A 24,664-nucleotide genomic window follows, 5' to 3' on the forward strand; every position below is an offset into this window, starting at 1 on the left:
ACTGAAGCGGACATGATCAGACCCGACCTCTCCCTCCCCATCCCCGACACGATCACCGCCGCGCACTTCATCGGCATCGGTGGATCCGGGATGAGCGGACTCGCCAAGATGTTCCTCGACGCGGGCATCCGCGTCTCCGGCAGCGACCGTGCCGACAGCGACAACCTGCGGGCGCTGGCCGCCGCGGGGGCGACGGTCCACGTCGGTCACGATGCCGCCCACCTCGGCGACGCCGACACGGTCGTGCACACCGGCGCCATCTGGCCGGAGAACCCCGAGTTCGTCACCGCCAAGGAGCGGGGCCTCCACGTCATCCACCGGTCCCAGGCGCTGCACTGGCTGATCGGCACGCGGCGCCTCGTCTCGGTGGCGGGCGCGCACGGCAAGACGACCTCGACGGGCATGATCGTCACCGCGTTGCGTGACCTCGGCGCCGATCCGCACTTCGTCAACGGTGGCGTGATCGAGCAGCTCGGCACGTCCAGCGCCACCGGGAGCGGCGACCTCTTCGTCATCGAGGCCGACGAATCGGACGGCACCTTCCTCCTCTACGACACGGCGGTGGCGCTCATCACGAACGTCGACCCCGATCACCTCGACCACTATGGCTCGGACGAGGCCTTCCACGACGCCTTCGTGCGCTTCGCGGACGCCGCGTCGGAGGCGGTCGTCATCTCCAGCGACGACCCCGGCGCGCTCCGGGTCCTGGCAGGACTGTCCCACCCGCGGGTCCTGACGTTCGGTCAGGCCGAGGGTGCCGACGTCCGAGTCAGCGAGATCGTTACGGCAGGTCCCGTCGCCGCGGTCGTCTCGCACGGCGGCGAGACCGAGCGCATGCAGCTCGCCGTCCCCGGCGTGCACAACGCGATCAACGCCACCGGGGCGGTCGCCGTGCTGCTCGCGCTCGGCCACCCGCTCCGCGACGCCGTGCGCGCCGTCGAAGGCTTCGCGGGGACCGTCCGTCGTCTCGAGCGTCATGGCGAGGAGCGCGGGGTCACGGTCTACGACGACTACTCCCACCACCCGACCGAGGTGCGTGCGGCGCTCGAAGCCATGCGCAGCATCGCCGGCTCCGGACGGTTGATCGCGATCCAGCAGCCGCACACCTACTCGCGGACGCAGCACATGTACCAGGAGTTCGCGGACGTCCTGGAGGAGCTCGCCGACCACACCGTGATGCTGGACGTCTACGGCGCCAGAGAAGATCCGGTGCCCGGCGTCACCGGCGAGCTGGTGAGCGGCGCGTTCCACGACCCCTCCCGTGTGCACTTCGTCGCCGACTGGCAGGAGGCGGCCGACTACACGGCATCCGTGGCGACCGACGGCGACTTCGTCGTGACCCTCGGCTGCGGCAACGTCTATCAGATCATCCCGCAGGTGCTGGACTCGCTGCGCCGGACCGACGGGGCGTAGCCCATGCGCCGGCCGCCCCCGCTCCCGAGCGCCCCGGATGCACCGGAGGAGACGGACGCCGCATCCGCGCGCAGCCTCCGCCGCCGCGGTGCCGCTCCGTCGCCGGCGGACGAGGCTGTCCAGGACGATCTCGGCGCCCCCGGGGTCGAGGGGGAGCAGGAAGCGGCCGTCCCGAGCTCCTCGATGGACGTCTGGCGGGCTGCGCGCGCGCGTCGCAAGGCCCTCCGCGCGGAGATCCGTCGGTTCACCCAGCGCTCGCGTCGGCGCCGCATCACCTGGCTGAGCGTCGTCGGCGCGATCGTGCTGCTGATCGGCGGAAGCGTCGCGGCGGCCTACAGTCCGCTCTTCGCGGTCGAGCGCATCACGGTCACCGGGACGACCACGATCGATCCGGCGGTGATCGAGGGCGCGTTGGCGGACCAGATGGGCACGCCGCTCGCGCTCGTCGACACCAGTGAGGTCAAGGCCGCGCTGCTGGCCTTCCCGCTCATCGAGACCTACGCGCTGGAGGCGAGACCCCCGCACGACCTCACGGTCCGTATCGTCGAGCGCACACCGATCGGCGTGATCGAGTCCGATGCCGGCTTCACCCTCGTCGACGCCGCGGGCGTCGCGCTCTCGACGACCGAGGAGCGCCCGGCAGGTCAGCCGCTGGTGGAGGTCGAGGGGGGCGTGGACTCCTCGGCGTTCCGCAGCGCCGGGCTCGTCGTGCGTGCCCTCCCCGCCGACATCCGCAGCGCCCTCACGGGGGTCCGTGCCTCGACGGCGGACGACGTGACCCTCACCCTCGACTCCGGCCTCACGGTCGTGTGGGGGAGCGAGGAAGACAGCGCGCTGAAGGCGCTCGCGCTCTCCGCGGCGCTCGTGAAGAACCCCACGGCCTCGTCGATCGACGTGACCTCGCCCGACGTCGCGGTCGTCGGCTGAGCGCTTTCCGCAGGAATGGCGCGACACGCCCACGGCGTTGCGGGCGCGCGGGCGGGCGGCGCTTACCTTCGATCTGAGAGAACGCAATACCGGGAAATACTTTACACCTCTAGTTGAGGTTTAAGGTTCCCCCTTCCAGGCTCTACTAATCGGAGGCCGGCCATGAGCCAGAACCAGAACTACCTCGCCGTGATCAAGGTCGTCGGCGTCGGCGGTGGCGGCGTCAACGCCGTCAACCGCATGATCGAGCTCGGTCTCCGCGGAGTCGAGTTCATCGCCGTCAACACCGACGCCCAGGCGCTGCTCATGAGCGACGCCGACGTCAAGCTGGACGTGGGCCGCGAGCTCACCCGCGGCCTCGGTGCCGGTGCCGACCCCGAGGTGGGTCGTCGTGCCGCAGAGGACCACGCGGAGGAGATCGAGCAGGCGCTGACCGGCGCCGACATGGTCTTCGTCACCGCCGGAGAGGGCGGTGGCACCGGAACGGGTGGCGCTCCCGTCGTCGCCCGCATCGCGAAGTCGATCGGTGCGCTCACCATCGGTGTCGTCACGAAGCCGTTCTCCTTCGAGGGGCGTCGCCGCCAGAGCCAGGCCGAGGCGGGCGTCGCGAAGCTGAAGGAAGAGGTCGACACCCTCATCGTCGTCCCGAACGACCGTCTGCTCGAGATCAGCGACCGCGGCATCTCGATGATCGAGGCGTTCGCCACCGCCGACCAGGTCCTCCTCGCCGGTGTGCAGGGCATCACCGACCTCATCACGACCCCCGGTCTCATCAACCTGGACTTCGCCGATGTGAAGTCGGTCATGCAGGGAGCCGGATCCGCCTTGATGGGCATCGGCTCGGCCCGCGGCGCCGACCGCGCGATCAAGGCGGCGGAGCTCGCCGTCGAGTCGCCGCTGCTCGAGGCCTCCATCGAAGGCGCCCACGGGGTGCTGCTCTCGATCCAGGGTGGCTCGAACCTCGGCATCTTCGAGATCCACGACGCGGCGGACCTCGTCAAGGAGGCCGCGCACCCCGAGGCCAACATCATCTTCGGTACGGTCATCGACGACACGCTTGGCGACGAGGTGCGGGTGACCGTGATCGCCGCGGGCTTCGACGGCGGGGAGCCCTCGCTGCGACTGGACCCGATGGTCGTCTCGCGTCCCTCGACCGCATCCCTTCCCGAGGTGGCGCTGTCGGAGACCAGCGAGCCTGCGGCCGAGAAGAGCACGCCCGAGCCCGCCCCGGCGCCCGCGGCACCGCGCACGCCGGCGACGAGCATCGAGCCGGCCTTCGCCGACGACGACATCGACATCCCCGAATTCCTGAAGTGACGACACCGGTCGGCGCCTCGGCGCCATCGGATCTGGCCGCGCGGCTGTCGGCGATCGACGACAGGATCGCCGACGCCGCGCGTGCCGCCGGGCGGTCTCCCGCGGAGATCACCCGGATCGTCGTCACGAAGTTCCACCCCGCTTCGCTGGTGCGCGATCTGCACGCACTCGGGGTGCACGCGGTGGGGGAGAACCGACAGCAGGAGCTCACCGCCAAGGCGGGCGAGCTCTCCGCGCTCGACCTCAAGTGGCACTTCATCGGACAGGGACAGACGAACAAGGCCGCGGCGATCAGGCGGAGCGCCGACGTCGTGCACTCCGTGGACCGTGACCGGTTCGCCGATGCCCTGCATCGTGCCGCAGAGACCGACGAGGTGCTCGACGTGCTCGTGCAGGTGAACCTCACCGAGGACGAGGGCAGGGGAGGGGTGGCGCCGGCGTCGGCGGTGGCGTTGGCCGAGCACGTGCTCAGCCTGCCCTCGCTGCGGCTCCGGGGCGTGATGGCCGTCGCGCCCCTCGACGAGGACCCCGCGAGCGCCTTCGCCCGTCTGCACCACATCGCCGCCGACGTGCGGACCGTCGCTCCCGACGCGACGTGGATCTCCGCCGGGATGACCGGCGACTTCGCCGAGGCCATCGCCGCCGGCGCGACACACCTGCGGATCGGTTCCGCAATCACGGGACCGCGCCCCGCCCGGGGTTAACCTGTGACAAGACCAGCCCGAAACGTTCGAACCGGAGGACACGATGGGTAACCCGCTGAAGAAGACCATGGTGTATCTCGGCCTCGCCGACGAGGAAGAGGTCTACGAAGAGGAGACGCCGGCACCCGCGCGCGCCCAGCGCGAGCGCGAGCGTGAGCGCGAAGAGCCGGCTCCGGCCCCCGTCACGCCGCTCCGTCGTCCCGTCGCCGTCCGCCAGTCCGCAGCAGGAGCCGTGAACGAGATCCTCACCGTCCACCCGAAGCAGTACCGCGACGCCCAGCTGATCGCGGAGAGCTTCCGCGAGGGCGTCCCGGTCATCATCAACCTCTCCCAGATGAGCGACGCCGACGCGCGCCGCCTCATCGACTTCGCGAGCGGTCTCTCCCTCGGCCTCTACGGCCGGATCGAGCGGGTGACCTCCAAGGTCTTCCTGCTCTCGCCGGAGAACATCGCGGTGTCCGGTCACGGGGGTATCGCGCACGCAGACGCCGAGTCTGCGGGCTTCGACCACTCGTAGACCGTGCAGCTGGTCTCGGTCCTCGCCAGCATCGTCCATCTGGTGCTGCTGGTCTACATCCTCGTGCTCTTCGCGAGGCTCATCCTGGATTACATCCCGATGTTCAATCGGGAATGGCGTCCGAAGGGCTTCGGCCTCGTCGCCGCGGAGGCGGTGTACACCGTCACCGATCCGCCCATCCGGTTCTTCCGGCGGATCATCCCTCCGCTGCGCATCGGTCAGCTCTCGCTGGACTTCGGCTTCGCGCTGACCCTTCTGGTCGTCCTGATCCTGATGAACATCGTCCGGTTGTTCATCCGCTGACCACCCCGCGTGTCGCGCCCGGGGACGGCCTCGAGTTCTCCGAGCCTGGGTGTCGTGGCATCGCGACCCCAAGGCTCGGGGGCTATGCTGGCACCCAGGTGCGCGCCCCGGGTTCGCGCCACATCACGAACACGCCATACATCGGTACTGGCAATCGAACTCATCGAAAGAGGAGCCACCCATGGCACTTACCCCGGATGACGTCGTCACCAAGCAGTTCCAGCACGTCCGCTTCAAGGACGGCTTCGACCCGGACGAGGTCGACGACTTCCTCGACGAGATCGTCATCGAGTGGCGCAAGGCCCTCGAGGAGAACGCCGAGCTGAAGGCGAAGCTCGCCGCGTACGAGTCGGGTTCCACCCCTGCTCCCGCTGCCGCCGCCGAGCCGGCTGCCGCTGCATCCACCCCGGCCCCCGCGGCCGAGGCCCCCGCCGCCGACGCCGCACCGACCGGCTCCGCCACCGCCACCGCCGGCATCATCGAGCTCGCGCAGCGTCTGCACGACGAGCACGTGGCCGAGGGTGAGGCCAAGCGCAACCAGCTCATCTCCGAGGCCGAGGCCGAGGTCGCCCGCATCCGCACCGAGGCCGAGGCGAAGCAGCGCGAGGAGACCGCACGTCTCGAGCGCGAGCGCAACACGCTGGAGGCCCGCATCACCGAGCTGCGCAACTTCGAGCGCGACTACCGCTCGCAGCTCCGCGGCTACATCGAGGGCCAGCTCCGCGAGCTCGACGAGAAGTCGGGCTCCACGGACTCGACGCCGGTCTCCGCGATCGGCCTGTAAGGCGCCCTCTTGTCAGGACGTCGTCCCCTTCGTCGGTCGGCGGCCGGCGCGATCGTTGCGATTCTCGCAGCGGTCGTGCTGGCCGCCGATCAGTTTGTGAAGTACCTCACCATCGAGAACCTGCCGCTGCACGAGGCGGTCCCGGTTCTCGGAGAGTTCCTGCAGCTCTACTACGTGCGCAATCCCGGCGCGGCGTTCTCGCTCGGCTCCGGCGTGACGTGGATCTTCACCATCGCCCTCGCGGTCGTCGCGGGCGTCATCGTCTGGAAGGCGTTTGGCCTGCGGTCGCGTCTCTGGGCGGTCGTCCTCGGCTGCCTCCTCGGGGGCGTGCTGGGGAATCTGTCTGACCGTCTGTTCCGGGAGCCCGGGTTCCCCGTGGGTCACGTCGTGGACATGATCTCCATGCCGTGGATGATGCCGGCGATCTTCAACGTCGCCGACATCTTCATCGTCACCGGGATGATCTCGGTCGCCCTGCTCGTGGTGTTCGGCCTCCGGTTCGACGGCACGCGTGAGCGCGACCACGCCCCGGTCGAGACCGACGAGGACGCCGAGGCCGCCGCCGCGTCCGAGGGGCGCTGAGCGTGGAGTCCCGCTCGCTGCCCGTCCCGGACGGGCTCGACGGCACGCGGGTCGACGCCGCCCTCGCCAAGCTCCTCGGGTTCTCGAGGACCTTCGCGGCGGAGGTGGCCGCGTCCGGCGGCGTCCGCCTGGACGGCGTCACCCTCGACAAGTCGGACCGCCTGCGGGGCGGTGCCTGGCTCGATGTCGAGTGGGAGCCGAAGGAGGGGCCGAAGATCGTCCCCATCGCGGTGCCTGAGCTGGGCATCGTCTACGACGACGACGACATCGTCGTCGTCGACAAGCCGACGGGCGTCGCCGCCCACCCCTCGCTCGGGTGGGAGGGCCCCACGGTCGTCGGTGCGCTCGCCGCCGCGGGGTTCCGCGTCGCGACCAGCGGTGCACCGGAGCGTCAAGGCGTCGTGCACCGGCTGGATGTGGGGACGAGCGGACTCATGGTCGTCGCCAAGAGCGAGGCCGCCTACACCGCTCTCAAGCGGGCGTTCAAGGAGCGCACGGTCGAGAAGATCTACCACGCGGTGGTGCAGGGGCATCCGGACCCGCTCGTGGGCACGATCGATGCGCCGATCGGTCGGCACCCGAACCACTCGTGGAAGTTCGCCGTCGTCCCGGACGGCAAGCCCTCCGTGACGCACTACGAGACGCTCGAGGCCTTTCCCGGTGCCTCCCTGCTCGAGATCCACCTGGAGACGGGCCGTACGCATCAGATCCGCGTGCACATGGCGGCACACCGGCACCCGTGCGTCGGGGACCCGCTCTACGGCGCCGACCCGACGCTCTCGGCCCGCCTCGGACTCACGCGTCAGTGGCTGCATGCGCATCAGCTGGCCTTCGCCCATCCGACGACGGGGGAGTGGGTGCAGTTCGCCTCGCCCTATCCGGAGGACTTCCAGCACGCGCTGGACGTGCTGCGCGGGGAATAGTCCATCCGCCGGGGCGTCAGCGCGCCGGTGTCCGTGGTCTCCGCCACACTGACCGCATGAGCATCGTGGTGCGCCCGGCGTCGGTCTTCGACGACGTCGCCGTGGTCGTGGGACCGAAGAAACCGACGTCGAACGTCTGCTTCTGCCTGAGCTATCGGATCGGCAACAAGGAGAACGTCTCCCTTCGCGGTCCCGCACGGGCCGAGCGGGTGCGTGAGCTCTGCCACCAGGATCCTCCTCCCGGCGTGCTCGCCTACCTCGACGACGAGCCGGTCGGCTGGGCGGCGTTGCACCCTCGACGCGACACGAGCTTCGCGCGCAATCGCCTCATCCCGCATGTCGACGACCTCGACGTGTGGTCGCTGTGGTGTTTCCGGGTCCGCCCTGGGCACCGCAAGCAGGGGGTCTCCCACGCTCTCATCGAAGGCGCGGTCGCCTATGCCCGGGAACGCGGCGCGCCCGCGATCGAGGGCTATCCGGTCGACAACGCCGGGGCGAAGGTGAATCTCACGATGGCGTACGTCGGGACCCGGCGGCTCTTCGAAGGCGCGGGGTTCGAGAAGGCGGCGGACACGGGTTCGGTCCTCGACGGTTTCCCTCGCGTGCTCATGCGGCTGGACCTCCGCGAGAAAGCGTGAACCGGATTCCGCTTCCCGGGCAATACAGAGTGTGAACACAGACAGCGAGGTCATCGCCCGGTCGCTCGACGAGCCGCGGGCGTTCTCTGCCATCTTCGAGCGGCACGTGCGCCCGGTCGGCGGGTACATCCGGCGGCGGGTCGGCGAGGATGCGGTCGACGACGTGCTCAGCGAGACGTTCCTGGTCGCGTTCCGCCGTCGGGCGTCTTTCGATCTCGATGTCGTGTCGGCCCTCCCGTGGCTCCTCGGTATCGCCACGCGGATGGTCAAGCGGCATCGTGCCGCCGAAGTGCGGCAGTGGCGGGCTTTCGAGGCTACGTCCGCCGCGGCCGGACCCGGCGAGCACCCGTACGCGGCCTCGGATGCGCGGCTGGACGCCGACGCGGCCCTGCGAGCGCTCGCACCCCGCATCGCCGGTCTTCCCGCCCGAGACCGCGATGTGCTTCTCCTGCATGCGTGGGGCGACCTCACATACGAGCAGATCGCCGAGGCCCTCGGCATCCCGGTCGGGACGGTGCGGTCGCGGCTCCACCGGGTGCGACGACGACTCGCCCCGCCGGGTTCGCGCGGGCAGACCCGACTGACATGGATGGCGAAGGAGGAGAGCGATGCTGCTTATGGAACGAGTGCGTGACCTCGGTGCGGATCGGGCGGAACCGTCGGAGGAGAGCGTCCGTCGTGCCCGCGCCGCTCTGGCGACCGCGGTGTCCGCCGCACATGCTCCGCGGGGCGGGCGACGACGGGCGCGGGTGTGGACCGGCCTCGTCATCGGGGGGCTGACGGCCGGAGCCGCGGTGGTGGCGCTGGGCGCCGGAGGCCTCCTGTTCCCGGTGATGCCCGATGCCGCCGCTGCGGCGGTGCTCGAGCAGGCGGCGAGCGTCACCGTCGACGCCCAGGACCTCGCCCCGGGCGCGGGACAGTACATCCGGATCGAGACCGTCGACGAGTTCGTCCAGTTCTGGGATGGAGACGCCGCCGACGACGGCGACGACGACACGTTCGCCTTCAACGCCTCCCGCGACACGGGGGACGCCGCCGTCCTGGTCAGGGACACGCGGGTGCTGTACGTCCCTGCCGACCGCTCGGCGGACTGGTTCTACGACTGGGGGAACGCCGAAGTCGTACGGTCGTTCGGCGCGCAGGGCACGCGCGCCGCACAGGAGTGGCCCTCGTCACCCGGAGCGGCGATCCGCGAGCGCGGCACGGTGCAGGTCCTCCCGGGCGGCGCCTGGCCGGTCGGCGACGGCGATCCGGCACCCGTCCCGCACCTGGCGGACGGCTATCGCCCGTACTACGAGGAGATGCCGCGGGAACCGTCGGCGTTGCGGGACTGGCTGCGTGCCCGCTCCGGCCTGACCGGTGCGGAGGGTGATCGGTGGGTGGTGGCGAGCCTCTCCGACCCGTCCGCGATCAACCTCATGCCGGCCGAGCTGAGAGCGGCCTTCTTCCGCGCGATCGCCTTGATCCCGGGCTTCGAGCTGGTCGACGAGGGCGACGGCACGGCCACGCTGCGCTATGCGGTTCCCGGCCACCGGACGACGACCATCGTCGTCGACACGGATCACGGACTCGTGGACTCGATCGCGGAGGGCTACGGGTCAGGAGGGGTCATCGGCGACACGCCGGAGTCGACGACGAGCGTCGTCACCGAGGTGGTGGACGAGGTGCCGTGAGGCCGGCCGATGTCGATGGCCGAACGTAGACTCGAAGCATGGCATCCGACTCCTTCGTCCACCTGCACGTGCACAGCGAGTACTCGATGCTCGACGGGGCTGCGAAGATCAACGCGATGACGCAGGCGGCCGCCGATTACGGCATGCCGGCGATCGCGGTGACGGACCACGGGAACACCTTCGCGGCGTTCGAGTTCTACAACGCCGCGCGCAACGCCGGCATCAAGCCCATCGTGGGTCTCGAGGCGTACGTCACCCCGGGCACGCACCGCAGCGACAAGACCCGCGTGCAGTGGGGCTCGGCAGACCAGCGCAGCGACGACGTGTCGGGTTCGGGCGCGTACACCCACATGACCATGTGGAGCCAGAGCACGGAGGGCATGCACAACCTCTTCCGGCTGAGCTCGCTGTCGAGCATGGAGGGGTACTACTTCAAGCCGCGTATGGACCGCGAGCTGCTCCAGACGTACGGCAAGGGGCTCATCGCCACGACGGGGTGCCCGTCCGGCGAGGTGCAGACGCGGCTGCGGCTCGGCCAGTACGACGCCGCCCGCGCGGCCGCGGCGGAGTTCCAGGACATCTTCGGCAAGGAGAACTACTTCGCCGAGATCATGGACCACGGCCTGTCGATCGAGCGCCGGGTCATGACGGATCTGCTGCGTCTCGCGAAAGACCTCGGCATCCCGCTCGTGGCGACCAACGACTCGCACTACACCCACCAGCACGAGGCCGACGCCCACGCGGCCCTGCTGTGCGTGCAGTCCGGGTCCACGCTCGACGACCCGAACCGCTTCAAGTTCGACGGCGACGGGTACTACATCAAGACCGCGGCCGAGATGCGGCAGCTCTTCCGGGACCACCCGGAGGCCTGCGACAACACGCTCCTGATCGCCGAGCGCTGCGAGGTGGAGTTCAACACCTCGGCGAACTACATGCCGCGGTTCCCGGTCCCCGAGGGCGAGACCGAGGACAGCTGGCTCATCAAGGAGGTCGAGAAGGGCCTCCACTACCGGTACCCGAACGGCATCCCGGACAAGGTGCGCAAGCAGGCCGAGTACGAGACCGGCATCATCCTCCAGATGGGCTTCCCCGGGTACTTCCTCGTCGTCGCCGACTTCATCAACTGGGCCAAGGACAACGGCATCCGGGTCGGTCCGGGGCGCGGCTCCGGTGCGGGTTCGATGGTCGCCTATGCGATGAAGATCACCGACCTCGACCCTCTCGAGCACGGTCTGATCTTCGAGCGGTTCCTCAACCCGGACCGCGTGTCGATGCCCGACTTCGACGTCGACTTCGACGACCGCCGCCGCGGCGAGGTCATCGAGTACGTGACTAGGAAGTACGGGTCCGAGCGGGTCGCACAGATCGTCACGTACGGCACGATCAAGTCGAAGCAGGCCCTCAAGGACGCCGGTCGTGTCCTCGGCTTCCCGTTCAGCATGGGAGAGCGGCTCACCAAGGCGATGCCCCCGGCCGTCATGGGGAAGGACATGCCCCTCGACGGCATGTTCGACTCCGCGCACCCGCGCTACAAGGAGGCGAGCGAGTTCCGGGCTCTCATCGAGACCGACCCCGAGGCGAAGACGGTCTTCGACCGCGCGCTCGGCCTCGAGGGGCTGAAGCGGCAGTGGGGCGTGCACGCCGCCGGCGTCATCATGTCGTCCGAGCCCCTGCTCGACATCATCCCGATCATGCGTCGCGAGCAGGACGGTCAGATCGTCACGCAGTTCGACTATCCGTCGTGCGAGTCCCTCGGTCTGATCAAGATGGACTTCCTGGGCCTCCGGAACCTCACGATCATCTCGGACGCGCTCGACAACATCCGCATGAACCGGGGCGAGGAGCTCGATCTCGAGCACCTCGGTCTCGACGACCCCGCCGTCTACGAACTGCTGGCCCGCGGCGACACGCTCGGCGTCTTCCAGCTCGACAGTCCGCCGCTGCGCTCGCTGATGCGGCTCATGAAGCCCGACAACTTCGGTGACATCTCGGCCCTCATCGCGCTGTACCGTCCCGGGCCGATGGGAGCCAACTCCCACACCAACTACGCGCTGCGCAAGAACGGGCAGCAGGAGATCACCCCGATCCACCCCGAGCTGGCGGAGCCGCTCGCCGAGATCCTGGAGGAGTCCTACGGGCTCATCATCTACCAGGAGCAGGTCATGGCGATCGCGCAGAAGGTGGCCGGGTTCAGCCTCGGTCAGGCCGACATCCTGCGCCGAGCGATGGGAAAGAAGAAGAAGTCCGAGCTGGACAAGCAGTACGCCGGTTTCGCGGCGGGCATGACCGAGCGCGGCTTCGGGGAGGGAGCGGTCAAGGCTCTCTGGGACATCCTCCTGCCGTTCTCGGACTACGCCTTCAACAAAGCGCACTCCGCTGCCTACGGGCTCGTGTCGTACTGGACCGCCTACCTCAAGGCACACTACCCGGCCGAGTACATGGCCGCCCTCCTCACGAGCGTCGGCGACTCGAAGGACAAGATGGCGCTCTACCTGAACGAGTGCCGCCGGATGGGGATCAAGGTGCTCCCGCCGGACGTCTCGGAGTCGATCAACTTCTTCGCGGCCGTCGGCGACGACATCCGCTTCGGTCTCGGGGCGGTCAGAAACGTCGGCACGAATGTCGTCGACGGCATCGTGCAGTCGCGCAAGGATGAGCGGTTCACCTCTTTCCATCACTTCCTCGACACGGTGCCGCTGCACGTCGCCAACAAGCGCACGGTGGAGTCGCTCATCAAGGCCGGCGCCTTCGACTCGATGGGGGACACCCGTCGGGCGCTCCTCGAGATCCACGAAGACGCCGTGGAGGCGGCTGTCGACAGGAAGCGCAACGAGGCGCAGGGCGCCATCGGCTTCGACTTCGACAGTCTCTATGACGGCATGGAGGAGGCGGCACCCGCGAAGGTCCCTCCGCGTCCGGAGTGGATCAAGAAGGACAAGCTCGCCTTCGAGCGCGAGATGCTCGGCCTCTACGTCTCCGATCACCCGCTCGCGGGTCTCGAGGTGCCGCTGGCCAAGCACGCCTCGATCTCGATCCACGACCTCAACAACTCCGAGGACCTGCAGGACGGCGATCAGGTCACCGTGGCGGGCCTCGTCACGAGCGTGCAGCACCGAGTGGCGAAGGCGAGCGGCAACCCCTACGGCATGATCACCGTGGAGGACTTCAACGGCGAGGTCACCGTGATGTTCATGGGAAAGACCTACCTCGAGTTCCAGCACACGCTGCAGCAGGATGCGATCCTCGCCGTGCGTGGGCGCGTCTCCCGCCGCGACGACGGCCTGAACCTGCATGCCCAGTCCGCCTTCGCCCCCGACGTCGGCTCCTTCGATGCGGCAGGGCCCCTGTCGCTCGTCCTCGCCGAGCAGCGCGCGACGGAACGGGTCATGACCGAGCTGGCCGAGGTGCTCCGACGGCACAGCGGCGACACCGAGGTGCTGCTCCGCGTGCACCGCGGAGGCACCGCGAAGGTGTTCGAGGTGCCCATGCCCGTGAAGGTGTCGGCCGACCTCTTCGGCGACCTCAAGTCGCTGCTCGGACCAACCTGTCTGGGGTGAGCGGGTAGGATCGGGAGCCGTCGAGAGCACCGGAAAGTCGTGGTGCGCCGATGAGGAAAGGACGACTATGAGCACGGATCTTCCCGAGCCGGATGCCGAGGCGGTGTTCAGCGACGAGGACGGCGTCCTCTACGACGACGAGGTCACGCCGGAGTACGGCATCCTCGGATTCACGCTGCGCGAGCTGCTGATCGTCGGAGTCTGGCTGGTCTCCTTCCTCGTGTCCTTCTTCCCGCTCAGCGGCGGGATCTCGCTCTGGGGCATCGGCATCCAGTGGATCCTGCCGATCGGCGTGCCGACGGTCGCCGTGTTCCTCCTCGTCCTCCGGCGGTTCTCGCCCGACGGCATCCGCCGCGTGGGGTCGCTCGGCATCGATCAGTTCGCCTCCGTGGCCTTCTCGGTCTCGGCGTGCGTGTGGGCCGGCAACCTGTGGCTCGCCCTGTCGGCCGTCATCTCCACCGGCAACTGGGGTCTGCCCTGGAACGCCGTCATGCAGGTCATCACCTCGACCGCGCTCGTCGTGCTCACCGTCTTCGCCCCGCTCATCCCGGGCCTCAAGGAGGACTTCCAGGGGCGGCTCGTCACTCTCGCGCACCGCAACGCGAACCCGGTCCGCCCCGTGATCGCTCGTCCGCGTCCCGAGACGACCACGGACACCACCACCGCCGCGGAGGCCGACGCGTCGCCGTCCGTGACCACCGCGGCTCCGGCGGAGGATGAGACCGCCGTGATCGCGACTCCCGACAGCGCATCGTCGACAGCGGATGTCGCCCCCGCGGAGGCCCGCACCGCTGATGCGGCCTCCGATGAGGGCTCCGATGACGCCGCCGACGGCGGGATCGCGGACGACGCGGGTCGGGTCCCGCTCACCGCGCACGCCTCCGGAGGGGGGACCGGAACTGTTCCCGTCTCCTCAGAGCCGGAGTACGCCCCGCCGTACTCGCGCCGCTCCCGTGGCGAGCAGCCCGAGATCGTGTCGGACACCGGCAGCATCGAGTCCCTCCTCGGAGCCAAGGCGCTCACCGAGGAAGAGCTCGCCGCATACCGGGAACCGGAGGCGGACGACGCGACGGCCGTGCACCCGGTCGTCGGCGACAGCCGTGAGGACGGGTACGCCGCGCCGCGCGAGAACGCGGACGTGGCGCAGCCCTTCTGGATCCTCGCGCCGACGGAGCGCGACGTGCACGACGAGCGCGGCGAGCCGATCTTCCGTATCGGTCCGACGGCCTGGGCCCTCGTGATCGAGGATCGGGGCGGCGCGTTCGTGGTCCGTCATGACGACGGCCGCATCGGCTACCTCCACGACATCGCCGGCATCACGAAGGGCTGACATGCGCACGATCGATCTGCGGGGGCGCGAGCTCTCGCCCGCCGACATGCTCGCGGCCGTCCCGCGCGCGACTCAGGCGCGGGCCGAGGCTCTGGACACCGCCGCGCGTCTCGTCGACGATGTCCGGGAGCGCGGCGAGGAGGCCCTCCGCGAGCAGGCGGAGCGCTTCGACCGCGTCACCGGCCACGCGGTGCGGGTGCCCGCGTCCCACCTCCAGGAAGCTCTGGAGGGGCTGGCCCCCACAGTGCGCGCGGCCCTGGAGGAGGCGATCCGACGCGTGCGATCGGCGTCGGCCGCGCAGGTGCCGGCCCCGCAGGTCACACGTTTCGGCGACGGCGCGACCATCACGCAGCGCTGGCAGCCGGTCTCCCGCGTCGGGGTCTACATCCCCGGCGGCAAGGCCGTCTACCCGTCGAGCGTCGTCATGAACGTCGTGCCCGCGCAGGTCGCCGGGGTGCAGCAGATCGCCCTCGCCTCGCCACCGCAGGCGGATGAGGACGGCCGCGTGCACCCGACCATCCTGGCTGCGGCCGCGCTGCTCGGGGTCTCCGAGGTCTATGCCATGGGCGGAGCCGGAGCCATCGGAGCCCTCGCCCACGGCGTCGGAAGCCTGGGACTCGATCCCGTCGACGTCGTGTCCGGACCGGGCAACAACTACGTCGCCTCCGCGAAGCGCGCCGTCGCGGGCGTGGTCGGCACCGACTCCGAAGCCGGGGCCACCGAGATCCTGGTCGTCGCGGACGCCACGTCCGACCCGCGGCTCATCGCCGCCGACCTCGTGAGCCAGGCCGAGCACGACGAGCAGGCCTCTGCCGTCCTCGTGACGGACTCCGTGGAGATCGCGGAGCAGGTCAGGGGAGAGGTCGAACGGCAGGCGGGGCGCACGCGGCACAGCGAGCGCGTCGCGGCCGCACTGTCCGGACCGCAGTCGGCGATCGTGCTCGTGGACGATCGGGCGATGGCTGTCGCGTTCAGCAACGCCTACGCCCCGGAGCACCTGGAACTGCACCTCGCGGATGCGGAGGAGGCGGCAGCCGCCTTCACGAGCGCCGGTGCCGTCTTCGTCGGCGATCAGACCCCGGTCAGCCTCGGTGACTACATGGCCGGCAGCAACCACGTCCTGCCCACCGGAGGGCAGGCGCGCTACGCCCCGGGCCTGGGCGCCTACACGTTCCTCCGCCCGCAGCAGGTCGTCTCGTACGACCGTGCCGCTCTGGCTGCGGTCCGGGAGGGCGTGGTCGCATTGGCCGACACCGAGGTGCTCCCCGCCCACGGCGAGGCGATCGAGGCCCGTTTCACCGCGTAGGATCTGTCAGATGCACTGCCCCTTCTGCCGTCACCCCGATTCGCGCGTCATCGACTCGCGCACCAGCGACGACGGTCTGTCCATCCGTCGGCGTCGTCAGTGCCCGGAATGCGGCGGACGGTTCTCGACGACGGAGACCGCGAGCCTCAACGTCATCAAGCGCTCGGGCGTCATGGAGCCCTTCAGCAGGGAGAAGGTCATCTCCGGTGTCCGGAAGGCCTGCCAGGGGCGGCCCGTGACGGAGGCGGACCTGGCGATCCTCGCTCAGCGCGTGGAGGAGGCGGTCCGGCAGACGGGGGTCTCCCAGCTCGACACGAACGAGATCGGCCTCGCCATCCTCGGCCCGCTGCGTGAGCTCGACGAGGTCGCCTTCCTCCGCTTCGCGAGCGTCTACCAGGCGTTCGACTCGCTCGAGGACTTCGAGTCCGCGATCAGCGACCTCCGGGCCGACCACGCGAAGGCGGAGGCGGCGGACCGGTAATCTGGCAGGGATGTATCCGCTGCTCTTCCGCGCCGTCCTCTCGCGCTTCGACCCCGAGTTCGCCCACCACGCCGGCATGGCGGTGATCCGCGTCCTCGGTGTGCCGCCGTTCTCGTGGGCCACCCGTGCGATGACCCGCCCGGACCCCTCGCTGCGGGTCGAAGCCCTCGGGCTCACGTTCCCGTCACCGTTCGGCGTCGCCGCCGGGTTCGACAAGAACGCCGTCGGGGTCCGCGGACTCGCGGCGCTCGGCTTCGGCCACGTCGAGGTCGGCACGATCACGGCAGTCCCGCAGGAGGGCAACCCGAAGCCGCGCCTGTTCCGGCTGGTCGAGGACCGGGCGGTCATCAACCGCATGGGCTTCAACAACCGGGGCGCGGATGCCGCAGCCCGCCGCCTCGCCCGGCTCCGCCGCGGCGCGCCGGACACGGTGATCGGCGTGAACATCGGCAAGAGCCGCGTGGTGGACGTCGAGGACGCGGTCGCCGACTACGTCGCCTCCGCCACCAGACTCGCTCCGCTCGCCGACTATCTCGCGGTCAACGTCTCGTCGCCGAACACCCCAGGGCTGCGGGGCCTGCAGGCGGTCGAGACCCTGGCGCCGCTGCTGCGCGCCGTCCGTGACGCGGCCGGGTCCACTCCGCTGCTCGTGAAGATCGCCCCCGATCTGCCGGATGACGAGATCACCGCGATCGCGCGGCTCGCGGTCGACGAAGGGCTCGCGGGCATCATCGCCCACAACACGACGATCAGCCGTGACGGCCTGCGGACCGATGCGGCCGTCGTCGAAGCGGCCGGCGCCGGGGGGCTCTCGGGGGCTCCGCTCAAGCAGCGGTCGCTGGAGGTGCTCCGGGTCGTCCGTGCGGCGGTGCCGGAGGACTTCTGCGTGATCGCGGTGGGCGGTGTGGAGACGGCCGCCAATGTGCAGGAGCGTCTGGATGCCGGGGCGACCCTGGTCCAGGGCTACACGGCGTTCCTCTACCGCGGCCCGTTCTGGGGCCGCGAGATCAACCGCGGACTGGTCAGTCGGGGTACTGCCCCCGCTTGACCTGCGGCTTGGGCAGGCGCATGAAGCGCATCTGCAGAGCCCGCATGCCGGCGTACCAGCCGAGACCCCTCTCGACGCGGTCCTTGCCGAACTTCGCGGCCGCCTTGCGCTTGACCCGCATGCCGAGGAGGATCATGCCGCCGATCGCGATCACGAGGTACACCATCATGAACAGGTACGCGTAGAACGAGATCATCATGTTCGTCGGCAGCAGCGAGGCCAGGATGACGAGGACCATGACGCCCATGACGAACTCGGCGGGGTGCCAGCCGGCATCGACGTAGTCGCGCACCCATCGACGCTGCGGGCCCTTGTCGCGCGCGGGGAGGTACTTCTCCTCACCGGCGGCCATGCCGGCCTGTGCCTTCGCGCGGCGCTCGTTGAGCTCGGCGCGGGCCGCGGCCTTGGCCTCCTTCGTGTTCGCCACGAGGGGGCGGCGGCGGGCGGCCTCCTGCTCGGCGCGGGTCGGCGTCGCGCGTCCCTTGCCGACGGCAGGCGTCTGGGGGGCGTCGTCGTTCGTCGAAGGGGAGGCGGGGGTAGTGGCCACGAGGTTCCTCGGTTCGCTGGGGTGGGTCGCCTTAAGATTACTCGCATGACCTCACCTGCACTTCCCAGCGAGTCCGACGCCGCCGTCCTCGAAGCAGTCGCCACCGGTATCCCGTCCGCGCTGTCGGACCTCGGGAACCTCGTGCGCATTCCCGGCATGGCCTGGCCGGCCTTCGACCAGACGCAGCTCGAGCGCAGCGCCGACGCCGTCGCCACGCTCGCGCGTGGCACCGGTGTCTTCGACGAGGTGAGGGTGCTCCGTGCCGACATCCCCGGCACCGACGAGCAGGGCCAGCCCGCCGTCCTCGCGACGCGCGCGGCGCGGAACGGGAAGCCGACGATCCTCCTCTACGCCCACCACGACGTGCAGCCTCCGGGGGAGGACGCCCTGTGGGAGACGCCGCCGTTCGAGCCGACGGTGCGTGACGGCCGCCTGTACGGACGCGGCGCCGCGGACGACAAGGCCGGCATCATGGCCCACATCGGCGCGATCCGCGCGGTCGCCGACGTGCTCGGCGACGACCTCGACCTCGGGATCGCGATGTTCGTCGAGGGGGAGGAGGAGTACGGTTCGCGGTCCTTCGCGCAATTCCTCTCCGACAACAAGGACGCCCTCCGCGCCGATGCGATCGTCGTCGCGGACTCGGGCAACTGGGATTCCGTCACGCCGGGCCTGACCGTCTCCCTCCGCGGCAACGCACGCTTCACCCTGAAGGTGCGCACGCTCGACCACGCGTCCCACTCTGGAATGTTCGGTGGCGCGGTGCCCGACGCGATGATGGCGACCGTGCGTCTCCTCGCCACCCTGTGGAACGAGGACGGCTCCGTCGCGGTCGAGGGCATGACCGCTCGGGACGCCGAGACACCCGAGTACACCGAGGAGACGCTGCGCGACGAGGCCGGGCTCCTCCCGGGGACGACGCCCATCGGCGACGGCACGATCCTCAGCCGCATCTGGAACAAGCCCTCCGTCACCGTGATCGGCATCGATGCGACGAGCGTCGCGGCGGCGTCGAACACGCTGCTCCCGGAGGTGACCGTGGTCATCAGCGCACGTGTCGCCCCCGGACAGTCCGGCCAGGAGGCCTACGAGGCTCTCGAGCGGCACCTCCGTGCCCACGCCCCGTTCGGCGCCGAGCTGACCTTCTCGGACGTCGACCTCGGCAACCCCTTCCTCGTGGACACGAGCGGGTGGGCGGTCACCCTCACCCGCGACGCGATGCGCGACGGGTATGGGGTCGCTCCGGTGGACCTGGGCGTCGGCGGGTCGATCCCGTTCATCGCCGACCTCGTGCGCGAGTTCCCGGAGGCGCAGATCCTCGTGACGGGCGTGGAGGATCCGCACTCCCGCGCGCACAGCCCGAACGAGTCTCTGCATCTCGACACCTTCCGGCATGCCGTGGCGACCGAGGCCCTGCTCCTCGCCCGCATGAACGCGCGGGAGATCTGAGCCTTCCGTCCGCACCGGCGGTAGAATCGTCGAAGAGCACGTACCCGGCCCCGTCACGAGGAGCGACATGAGCGACACCACCCTGTCCGCAGAGACCACCCGCGCACACGGCGTCAAGCTGACGGACGCCGCCGCCACGAAGGTGAAGAACCTTCTCGAGCAGGAGGGCCGCGACGACCTCCGTCTGCGTGTCGCCGTGCAGCCCGGCGGCTGCTCGGGCCTGATCTACCAGCTCTACTTCGACGAGCGCTACCTCGAAGGCGACGAGACCGTCGACTTCGACGGTGTCGAGGTCATCGTCGACAACATGAGTGTTCCCTACCTCGACGGCGCCTCGATCGACTTCAAGGACACCATCTCGGAGCAGGGCTTCACCATCGACAACCCGAACGCGGCGGGCAGCTGCGCCTGCGGCGACAGCTTCCACTGACACGTTCTTCCCGCGAACGGCCGCCGTCACGTCCCGTGACGGCGGCCGTTCCGCTTCTCAACCTGCATGGTTGGCATGAATCAGGTGTGAGGTTGCTCTAGACTTGGACATGCCTTGTCCGCGATCTGAAAGGTGCATCGTGCCCTCGAAACGCCGCCTTCGTTGGGCCGCACTCCCTGTGGGAGTTGTGGCAGCTGTGGCTCTGGCGGGATGTACTCCCACCGAGCTGAACGGCTTTCTTCCGGGCTTCGTGGATGGTGGTCCGGCAGCAACCAACCAGACGGAGCGCGTGTCGTCCCTCTGGGTGAACTCCTGGATCGTGCTCCTCGCGGTCGGTGTCGTCACCTGGAGCCTCATGGCCTGGGCTGCGATCGCGTACCGCCGCCGCAAGGGCCAGACCGGCCTCCCGGTGCAGATGCGCTACAACATGCCGATCGAGATCTTCTACACGATCGTGCCGCTCATCCTCGTGCTGGGCATGTTCTTCTTCACGGCTCGCGACCAGACCGAGATCGAGACGAAGTGGGACGACCCCGACGTCGAGATCACCGCGATCGCCAAGCAGTGGGCGTGGGACTTCCAGTACAACGGCGAGACCGAGGAAGACACCGTGTGGACCATGGGCATCCAGGCCCAGCCCGACGCGGAAGGCAACATCGACCAGGCGGAGCTGCCGACCCTGGTGCTGCCGGTCGACCAGAAGGTCACCATCAACCTGCAGTCGCGCGACGTCATCCACTCCTTCTGGATCATCGACTTCCTCTACAAGAAGGACATGTTCATCGGGAAGGACAACTCCTGGTCCTTCATCCCCACCCGTGAAGGCGAGTACGCCGGCAAGTGCGCCGAGCTCTGCGGCGAGTACCACTCGATGATGCTCTTCAACGTGAAGGTCGTCTCGCAGGACGAGTACGCCGCCTACCTCGAGACCCTCGAGGAAGAGGGCAACACCGGGGACATCACCGACGCGTACGACCGTCTCTCGAACCTCCCCGGCACCTCCGGGAAGACCGACACCGAGGAAGGAGAGGAGTAAGCCATGTCGACCACTGAAGCTCCTCGCACCGACGAGGCACCTCGCTCCCGTCCCACCACCCTGCCCGCGCGCCAGGCTGCTCTGATGAGCTCCTCCCGCGTCGAGCAGAAGGGCAACATCGTCGTCAAGTGGATCACCTCCACGGACCACAAGACGATCGGGTACATGTACCTCATCGCCTCGGTGATGTTCTTCCTCCTGGGCGGCGTGATGGCGCTGGTGATCCGTGCCGAGCTGTTCGCGCCGGGCATGCAGATCGTCCCGACGAAGGAGCAGTACAACCAGCTGTTCACGATGCACGGCACGATCATGCTGCTGATGTTCGCGACGCCGCTGTTCGCCGGCTTCGCTAATGCGATCCTGCCGCTGCAGATCGGTGCTCCGGACGTCGCCTTCCCGCGTCTGAACGCCTTCGCCTTCTGGCTGTTCCTGTTCGGCTCGACCATCGCGGTCGCCGGCTTCCTCACCCCGCAGGGTGCGGCCTCGTTCGGCTGGTTCGCGTATCAGCCCTTGGCCAACGCGTCGTTCTCGCCAGGAGCGGGCGGAAACCTCTGGATGCTCGGTCTCGGCATCTCGGGCTTCGGTACCATCCTCGGTGCCGTGAACTTCATCACGACGATCATCACGATGCGTGCTCCCGGCATGACGATGTGGCGGATGCCGATCTTCAGCTGGAACACGCTCATCACCAGCCTCCTGATCCTGATGGCCTTCCCGGTCCTCGCCGCGGCGATCTTCGCCGCCGCCGCCGACCGCGTGCTCGGTGCGCACATCTACGACCCGGCCAACGGCGGTGTCCTGCTCTGGCAGCACCTCTTCTGGTTCTTCGGCCACCCCGAGGTCTACATCATCGCGCTGCCGTTCTTCGGCATCGTCTCGGAGATCTTCCCGGTGTTCAGCCGGAAGCCGATCTTCGGGTACAAGACCCTGGTCTACGCGACGATCGCGATCGCGGCCCTGTCCGTCGCCGTGTGGGCGCACCACATGTACGTCACCGGCTCCGTGCTCCTGCCGTTCTTCGCTCTGATGACGATGCTCATCGCGGTGCCCACGGGTGTGAAGATCTTCAACTGGATCGGAACGCTCTGGCGCGGCTCGGTGACGTTCGAGACCCCGATGGTGTTCTCGCTCGGCTTCCTCGTGTCGTTCGTCTTCGGTGGCCTCACCGGTGTGATCCTCGCGGCCCCGCCGCTGGACTTCCACCTCAGCGACAGCTACTTCGTCGTGGCGCACTTCCACTACGTGGTGTTCGGCACAGTCGTGTTCGCGATGTTCGCCGGTTTCTACTTCTGGTGGCCGAAGTGGACGGGTCGCATGCTGAACGAGCGTCTCGGCTACGTGCACTTCTGGATGCTGTTCGTCGGCTTCCACATGACCTTCCTCATCCAGCACTGGCTCGGTGTCGACGGCATGGTGCGTCGCTACGCGGACTACTCTGCGGCGGACGGCTGGACGTGGCAGAACCAGGTCTCGACGATCGGTGCGATCATCCTCGGCGCCTCGATGCTGCCGTTCTTCCTGAATGTCTGGATCACGGCCCGCAAGGCGCCGAAGGTCACGGTGAACGATCCCTGGGGCTACGGTGCCTCGCTGGAGTGGGCGACCTCGTGCCCGCCGCCGCGGCACAACTTCACGTCGATCCCGCGCATCCGCAGCGAGCGTCCGGCGTTCGACCTGAACCACCCGGAGGCCGCGGAGTTCGCGACCACCGCACCCGGCGAGCGAGAGGGCCACTGAGCCATGCGCGACAACGTCATCATCTGGTGGGTCCTGACCGCGTTCTTCGCCCTCGTCGGCGTCGTCTACACGGGCTGGAACATCCTGGCTCACCCCGGGCTTCCGCTGGTGAACCAGGTCGAGTGGGTCGGTACCGTCGCCCTGTTCTTCTCGGCCTTCATGGGCGCCATGGTCGCCTTCTACCTCGACCGGACGCACAAGGCGCAGAACGGTGAGCTGCCCGAGGACATCCTCACGTCGGACATCGACGACGGTGACCCCGAGCTCGGCGAGTTCAGCCCGTGGTCCTGGTGGCCGCTGGTGCTCGCGGCTTCGGCGGGAGTGTTCGTCGTCGGCCTGGCGGTCGGTCACTTCCTGCTCCCGATCGGTCTCGCGATCTTCGTGGTCGCGATCGTCGGCTGGGTCTACGAGTACTACCGCGGTAACTTCGCCCGCTGAGTCTCCTCACAACCCGAAGGCCCCCGGATCACTCCGGGGGCCTTCGTCGTTCCTGCGATCCGCTCACACGCGGGTGCGGATGCGGGGGATCCCGGTCAGCGGGTCGACGGGACGGTGGTGCACACCCTCGGCGTCTTCGACGGGATATCCCTCGCGGGCCCAGTACTCGAAGCCGCCGATCATCTCGCGCACGCGATAGCCGAGACGAGCGAACTCGAGCGCGCCGCGGACACCGCCGTTGCATCCGGGGCTCCAGCAGTAGACGACGACCTCGGCATCCGCCGGGATCTCCTCCGGGGCACGGTGCGCGATCTCGCTGTGAGGCATGTGGAGCGCGCCGGACACGCGCCCTTGGGCGAATGCCTCGCTCGAGCGGACATCGACCACGACCAGTGCGCGGCCGGCGGCACGGTCGGCGTGCACGTCGCTGGGGTCGGTCTCGAAGGCGAGGCGGGCGGCGAAGTAGTCGAGGCGATCGATCATGAGCCCAGACTAGGGACGCGCGGGCGCCGCCGACCGAGGGATACCGTCGTGCGTCGCGCGAATCCTGCCGTCGTGGCCGGTCAGAGCGCCGCGGTCATCTGGATCCGCCGTCCGCACCGGGTCAGGCCCAGACGCTCTTCGACGGCGACGAGCTCACGGAGGAAGTCGGTGTCCGGCGTGGACTCCGTGAAGCCGCAGCGGGAGTAGAAAGGGGCGTTCCAGGGGACGTCCGCGTAGGTGCGCAGCGTGAGCTGTGTGCGGCCCCGACGGCGGGACTCGTCCTGAGCCGCCATGACGAGGGCGCGACCGATACCGCGGCGACCGGAGGCGGGGTGCACGGACAACTGCTCCAGATGGGCGTACCCGGGTCCCTCCAGCACCTGAACGAACCCGACCGGCACCTCGAGTCCGCCGGCAGCCTCCGTCGTAGGGGAGCAGGTGGCCACCAGGACGAATCCCTCGGCGCGCCGGCGGTCGTCGGCTGTCGACGGCGGGGGCCAGTCCTCGGCACCGAAGCGATCGGTCAGAAGGCGGTCAGCGGCGCGCTCGATCTCCTCCAGGACGGCATGGTCCTGATCCGTCGCGTGTCGGATGAGGGTGGTCATGCACGGTCCGCGGGGAGAGCGGCGACCGCCTCGATCTCGACGAGCTGGTCGTCGTAGCCGAGGACGGTCACGCCGAGGAGGGTGCTGGGGACGTCGTGAGGCCCGAACGCGGCGTGGATGACGTCCCAGGCCGTGATGAGGTCCCGCTGCGCGGAGGAGGCCACCAGGACCCGCGTGCTGATGACATCCGTCAGAGTGGCGCCGGCAGCCGTGAGCGCGCCCTGCAGCGTCTCGACACACCGTGCCGCCTGAGCGGCGTAGTCTCCGGGGGCTGTGGTCGTCCCATCGTCCTCCAACGGGCAGGCTCCGGCCAGGAAGACCAGACGCGCGTCAGCGGGGGCGGTGGCGGCGTACGCGTAGGGGGCGTCGGCGAGGAGGGGAGCACGGAGCAGGCGGACGACCGAAGACATGAGACGATCCTCTCATCAGGGGAGAA

26 protein-coding genes are annotated in these 24,664 nt (G+C 69.1%); 22 read left to right on the forward strand and 4 right to left on the reverse strand.

The window, feature by feature from the left end:
• Window positions 1-12 precede the first annotated feature (12 nt).
• The 17 genes from murC to AB0300_RS03600 all read left to right on the forward strand — a co-directional run bounded on the left by murC (window position 13) and on the right by AB0300_RS03600 (window position 17,503).
• A complete protein-coding gene (murC, locus tag AB0300_RS03520) occupies window positions 13-1,413 on the forward strand; it encodes a UDP-N-acetylmuramate--L-alanine ligase (protein WP_249521072.1) in 1,401 nt (466 codons plus the stop codon).
• 3 nt (window positions 1,414-1,416) lie between these two features.
• Entirely contained in the window at window positions 1,417-2,340 is a 924-nt protein-coding gene (locus AB0300_RS03525; RefSeq protein ID WP_366215478.1) for an FtsQ-type POTRA domain-containing protein, read from the forward strand.
• Window positions 2,341-2,502: 162 nt separating this feature from the next.
• Entirely contained in the window at window positions 2,503-3,657 is a 1,155-nt protein-coding gene (ftsZ, locus tag AB0300_RS03530; protein WP_025105084.1) for a cell division protein FtsZ, read from the forward strand.
• On the forward strand, window positions 3,654-4,361 hold the full coding sequence (locus AB0300_RS03535) for a YggS family pyridoxal phosphate-dependent enzyme (protein WP_303708622.1): 708 nt from the start codon (window positions 3,654-3,656) through the stop codon (window positions 4,359-4,361). The genes ftsZ and AB0300_RS03535 overlap by 4 nt, the downstream gene beginning before the upstream one ends.
• Window positions 4,362-4,404: 43 nt before the next feature.
• Window positions 4,405-4,878: a cell division protein SepF gene (sepF, locus tag AB0300_RS03540; RefSeq protein WP_366215479.1), complete on the forward strand. Its 474-nt coding sequence runs from the start codon at window positions 4,405-4,407 to the stop codon at window positions 4,876-4,878.
• Window positions 4,879-4,881: 3 nt separating this feature from the next.
• Entirely contained in the window at window positions 4,882-5,181 is a 300-nt protein-coding gene (locus tag AB0300_RS03545) for a YggT family protein (protein WP_025105081.1), read from the forward strand.
• Between the two features lie 181 nt (window positions 5,182-5,362).
• Window positions 5,363-5,965 carry a DivIVA domain-containing protein gene (locus AB0300_RS03550; RefSeq protein WP_025105080.1) on the forward strand — a complete coding sequence of 201 codons (603 nt, stop codon included), beginning with the start codon at window positions 5,363-5,365 and terminating at the stop codon, window positions 5,963-5,965.
• 51 nt (window positions 5,966-6,016) lie between these two features.
• Window positions 6,017-6,547 carry a signal peptidase II gene (gene lspA / locus AB0300_RS03555; RefSeq protein ID WP_081811638.1) on the forward strand — a complete coding sequence of 177 codons (531 nt, stop codon included), beginning with the start codon at window positions 6,017-6,019 and terminating at the stop codon, window positions 6,545-6,547.
• 2 nt (window positions 6,548-6,549) lie between these two features.
• Window positions 6,550-7,470: an RluA family pseudouridine synthase gene (locus AB0300_RS03560; protein WP_025105078.1), complete on the forward strand. Its 921-nt coding sequence runs from the start codon at window positions 6,550-6,552 to the stop codon at window positions 7,468-7,470.
• Window positions 7,471-7,526: 56 nt separating this feature from the next.
• The gene (locus AB0300_RS03565) at window positions 7,527-8,108 is read left to right on the forward strand and encodes a GNAT family N-acetyltransferase (RefSeq protein ID WP_366215480.1); all 582 of its coding nucleotides are present in this window, start codon (window positions 7,527-7,529) and stop codon (window positions 8,106-8,108) included.
• 31 nt (window positions 8,109-8,139) lie between these two features.
• A complete protein-coding gene (locus tag AB0300_RS03570) occupies window positions 8,140-8,742 on the forward strand; it encodes a sigma-70 family RNA polymerase sigma factor (protein WP_025105076.1) in 603 nt (200 codons plus the stop codon).
• Entirely contained in the window at window positions 8,717-9,781 is a 1,065-nt protein-coding gene (locus AB0300_RS03575; RefSeq protein ID WP_366215481.1) for a hypothetical protein, read from the forward strand. The genes AB0300_RS03570 and AB0300_RS03575 overlap by 26 nt, the downstream gene beginning before the upstream one ends.
• Before the next feature lie 38 nt (window positions 9,782-9,819).
• The gene (gene dnaE, locus AB0300_RS03580; RefSeq protein WP_025105074.1) at window positions 9,820-13,338 is read left to right on the forward strand and encodes a DNA polymerase III subunit alpha; all 3,519 of its coding nucleotides are present in this window, start codon (window positions 9,820-9,822) and stop codon (window positions 13,336-13,338) included.
• Between the two features lie 67 nt (window positions 13,339-13,405).
• On the forward strand, window positions 13,406-14,668 hold the full coding sequence (locus AB0300_RS03585) for a hypothetical protein (RefSeq protein WP_366215482.1): 1,263 nt from the start codon (window positions 13,406-13,408) through the stop codon (window positions 14,666-14,668).
• Window position 14,669: 1 nt separating this feature from the next.
• A complete protein-coding gene (hisD, locus tag AB0300_RS03590; protein ID WP_062766863.1) occupies window positions 14,670-15,974 on the forward strand; it encodes a histidinol dehydrogenase in 1,305 nt (434 codons plus the stop codon).
• A 10-nt stretch (window positions 15,975-15,984) separates the two neighbouring features.
• On the forward strand, window positions 15,985-16,455 hold the full coding sequence (nrdR, locus tag AB0300_RS03595; RefSeq protein WP_025105071.1) for a transcriptional regulator NrdR: 471 nt from the start codon (window positions 15,985-15,987) through the stop codon (window positions 16,453-16,455).
• Between the two features lie 10 nt (window positions 16,456-16,465).
• The gene (locus tag AB0300_RS03600) at window positions 16,466-17,503 is read left to right on the forward strand and encodes a quinone-dependent dihydroorotate dehydrogenase (protein ID WP_366215483.1); all 1,038 of its coding nucleotides are present in this window, start codon (window positions 16,466-16,468) and stop codon (window positions 17,501-17,503) included.
• Here AB0300_RS03600 and AB0300_RS03605 read toward each other — a convergent pair.
• Entirely contained in the window at window positions 17,478-18,050 is a 573-nt protein-coding gene (locus AB0300_RS03605; protein WP_366215484.1) for a DUF3043 domain-containing protein, read from the reverse strand. The genes AB0300_RS03600 and AB0300_RS03605 overlap by 26 nt on opposite strands.
• Window positions 18,051-18,095: 45 nt before the next feature.
• Between AB0300_RS03605 and AB0300_RS03610 the strand changes: the two genes are divergently transcribed.
• From AB0300_RS03610 to AB0300_RS03630, 5 genes are all read left to right on the forward strand, one after another.
• Window positions 18,096-19,499, forward strand: a complete 1,404-nt coding sequence (locus AB0300_RS03610) for a dipeptidase (RefSeq protein WP_025105068.1) — start codon at window positions 18,096-18,098, stop codon at window positions 19,497-19,499.
• Window positions 19,500-19,566: 67 nt separating this feature from the next.
• On the forward strand, window positions 19,567-19,929 hold the full coding sequence (gene erpA, locus AB0300_RS03615) for an iron-sulfur cluster insertion protein ErpA (protein WP_025105067.1): 363 nt from the start codon (window positions 19,567-19,569) through the stop codon (window positions 19,927-19,929).
• Window positions 19,930-20,068: 139 nt separating this feature from the next.
• Window positions 20,069-20,965 carry a cytochrome c oxidase subunit II gene (gene coxB / locus AB0300_RS03620; protein WP_102209599.1) on the forward strand — a complete coding sequence of 299 codons (897 nt, stop codon included), beginning with the start codon at window positions 20,069-20,071 and terminating at the stop codon, window positions 20,963-20,965.
• Window positions 20,966-20,968: 3 nt separating this feature from the next.
• Window positions 20,969-22,702 carry a cytochrome c oxidase subunit I gene (ctaD, locus tag AB0300_RS03625; RefSeq protein WP_025105065.1) on the forward strand — a complete coding sequence of 578 codons (1,734 nt, stop codon included), beginning with the start codon at window positions 20,969-20,971 and terminating at the stop codon, window positions 22,700-22,702.
• A 3-nt stretch (window positions 22,703-22,705) separates the two neighbouring features.
• Window positions 22,706-23,140: a cytochrome c oxidase subunit 4 gene (locus AB0300_RS03630; RefSeq protein ID WP_126892922.1), complete on the forward strand. Its 435-nt coding sequence runs from the start codon at window positions 22,706-22,708 to the stop codon at window positions 23,138-23,140.
• 63 nt (window positions 23,141-23,203) lie between these two features.
• Here AB0300_RS03630 and AB0300_RS03635 read toward each other — a convergent pair whose 3' ends face one another.
• The 3 genes from AB0300_RS03635 to AB0300_RS03645 form a co-directional block, all read right to left on the reverse strand.
• On the reverse strand, window positions 23,204-23,623 hold the full coding sequence (locus tag AB0300_RS03635; protein ID WP_315106168.1) for a rhodanese-like domain-containing protein: 420 nt from the start codon (window positions 23,621-23,623) through the stop codon (window positions 23,204-23,206).
• A gap of 80 nt (window positions 23,624-23,703) precedes the next feature.
• The gene (locus tag AB0300_RS03640; protein WP_366215485.1) at window positions 23,704-24,228 is read right to left on the reverse strand and encodes a GNAT family N-acetyltransferase; all 525 of its coding nucleotides are present in this window, start codon (window positions 24,226-24,228) and stop codon (window positions 23,704-23,706) included.
• Window positions 24,225-24,638 (reverse strand): Rid family hydrolase, encoded by a 414-nt coding sequence (locus AB0300_RS03645; RefSeq protein WP_366215486.1) that lies wholly within the window; start codon window positions 24,636-24,638, stop codon window positions 24,225-24,227. The genes AB0300_RS03640 and AB0300_RS03645 overlap by 4 nt, the downstream gene beginning before the upstream one ends.
• Between the last annotated feature and the right edge of the window lie 26 nt (window positions 24,639-24,664).

It is taken from the genome of Microbacterium sp. NPDC078814, from assembly GCF_040702645.1.
In the GTDB taxonomy this organism is placed as follows: Bacteria; Actinomycetota; Actinomycetes; order Actinomycetales; family Microbacteriaceae; genus Microbacterium.

Bases quoted from the DNA above. Each gene is read 5' to 3' on its own strand.
- murC (WP_249521072.1), top strand. From the start codon at position 13: ATGATCAGACCCGACCTCTCCCTCCCCATCCCCGACACGATCACCGCC.
- erpA (WP_025105067.1), top strand. From the start codon at position 19,567: ATGAGCGACACCACCCTGTCCGCAGAGACCACCCGCGCACACGGCGTC.
- AB0300_RS03550 (WP_025105080.1), top strand. From the start codon at position 5,363: ATGGCACTTACCCCGGATGACGTCGTCACCAAGCAGTTCCAGCACGTC.
- dnaE (WP_025105074.1), top strand. From the start codon at position 9,820: ATGGCATCCGACTCCTTCGTCCACCTGCACGTGCACAGCGAGTACTCG.
- ctaD (WP_025105065.1), top strand. From the start codon at position 20,969: ATGTCGACCACTGAAGCTCCTCGCACCGACGAGGCACCTCGCTCCCGT.
- AB0300_RS03585 (WP_366215482.1), top strand. From the start codon at position 13,406: ATGAGCACGGATCTTCCCGAGCCGGATGCCGAGGCGGTGTTCAGCGAC.
- AB0300_RS03525 (WP_366215478.1), top strand. From the start codon at position 1,417: ATGCGCCGGCCGCCCCCGCTCCCGAGCGCCCCGGATGCACCGGAGGAG.
- ftsZ (WP_025105084.1), top strand. From the start codon at position 2,503: ATGAGCCAGAACCAGAACTACCTCGCCGTGATCAAGGTCGTCGGCGTC.
- AB0300_RS03645 (WP_366215486.1), bottom strand. From the start codon at position 24,638: ATGTCTTCGGTCGTCCGCCTGCTCCGTGCTCCCCTCCTCGCCGACGCC.
- AB0300_RS03630 (WP_126892922.1), top strand. From the start codon at position 22,706: ATGCGCGACAACGTCATCATCTGGTGGGTCCTGACCGCGTTCTTCGCC.
- AB0300_RS03600 (WP_366215483.1), top strand. From the start codon at position 16,466: ATGTATCCGCTGCTCTTCCGCGCCGTCCTCTCGCGCTTCGACCCCGAG.
- hisD (WP_062766863.1), top strand. From the start codon at position 14,670: ATGCGCACGATCGATCTGCGGGGGCGCGAGCTCTCGCCCGCCGACATG.
- AB0300_RS03575 (WP_366215481.1), top strand. From the start codon at position 8,717: ATGCTGCTTATGGAACGAGTGCGTGACCTCGGTGCGGATCGGGCGGAA.
- AB0300_RS03640 (WP_366215485.1), bottom strand. From the start codon at position 24,228: ATGACCACCCTCATCCGACACGCGACGGATCAGGACCATGCCGTCCTG.
- nrdR (WP_025105071.1), top strand. From the start codon at position 15,985: ATGCACTGCCCCTTCTGCCGTCACCCCGATTCGCGCGTCATCGACTCG.
- AB0300_RS03610 (WP_025105068.1), top strand. From the start codon at position 18,096: ATGACCTCACCTGCACTTCCCAGCGAGTCCGACGCCGCCGTCCTCGAA.
- sepF (WP_366215479.1), top strand. From the start codon at position 4,405: ATGGGTAACCCGCTGAAGAAGACCATGGTGTATCTCGGCCTCGCCGAC.
- AB0300_RS03635 (WP_315106168.1), bottom strand. From the start codon at position 23,623: ATGATCGATCGCCTCGACTACTTCGCCGCCCGCCTCGCCTTCGAGACC.
- AB0300_RS03565 (WP_366215480.1), top strand. From the start codon at position 7,527: ATGAGCATCGTGGTGCGCCCGGCGTCGGTCTTCGACGACGTCGCCGTG.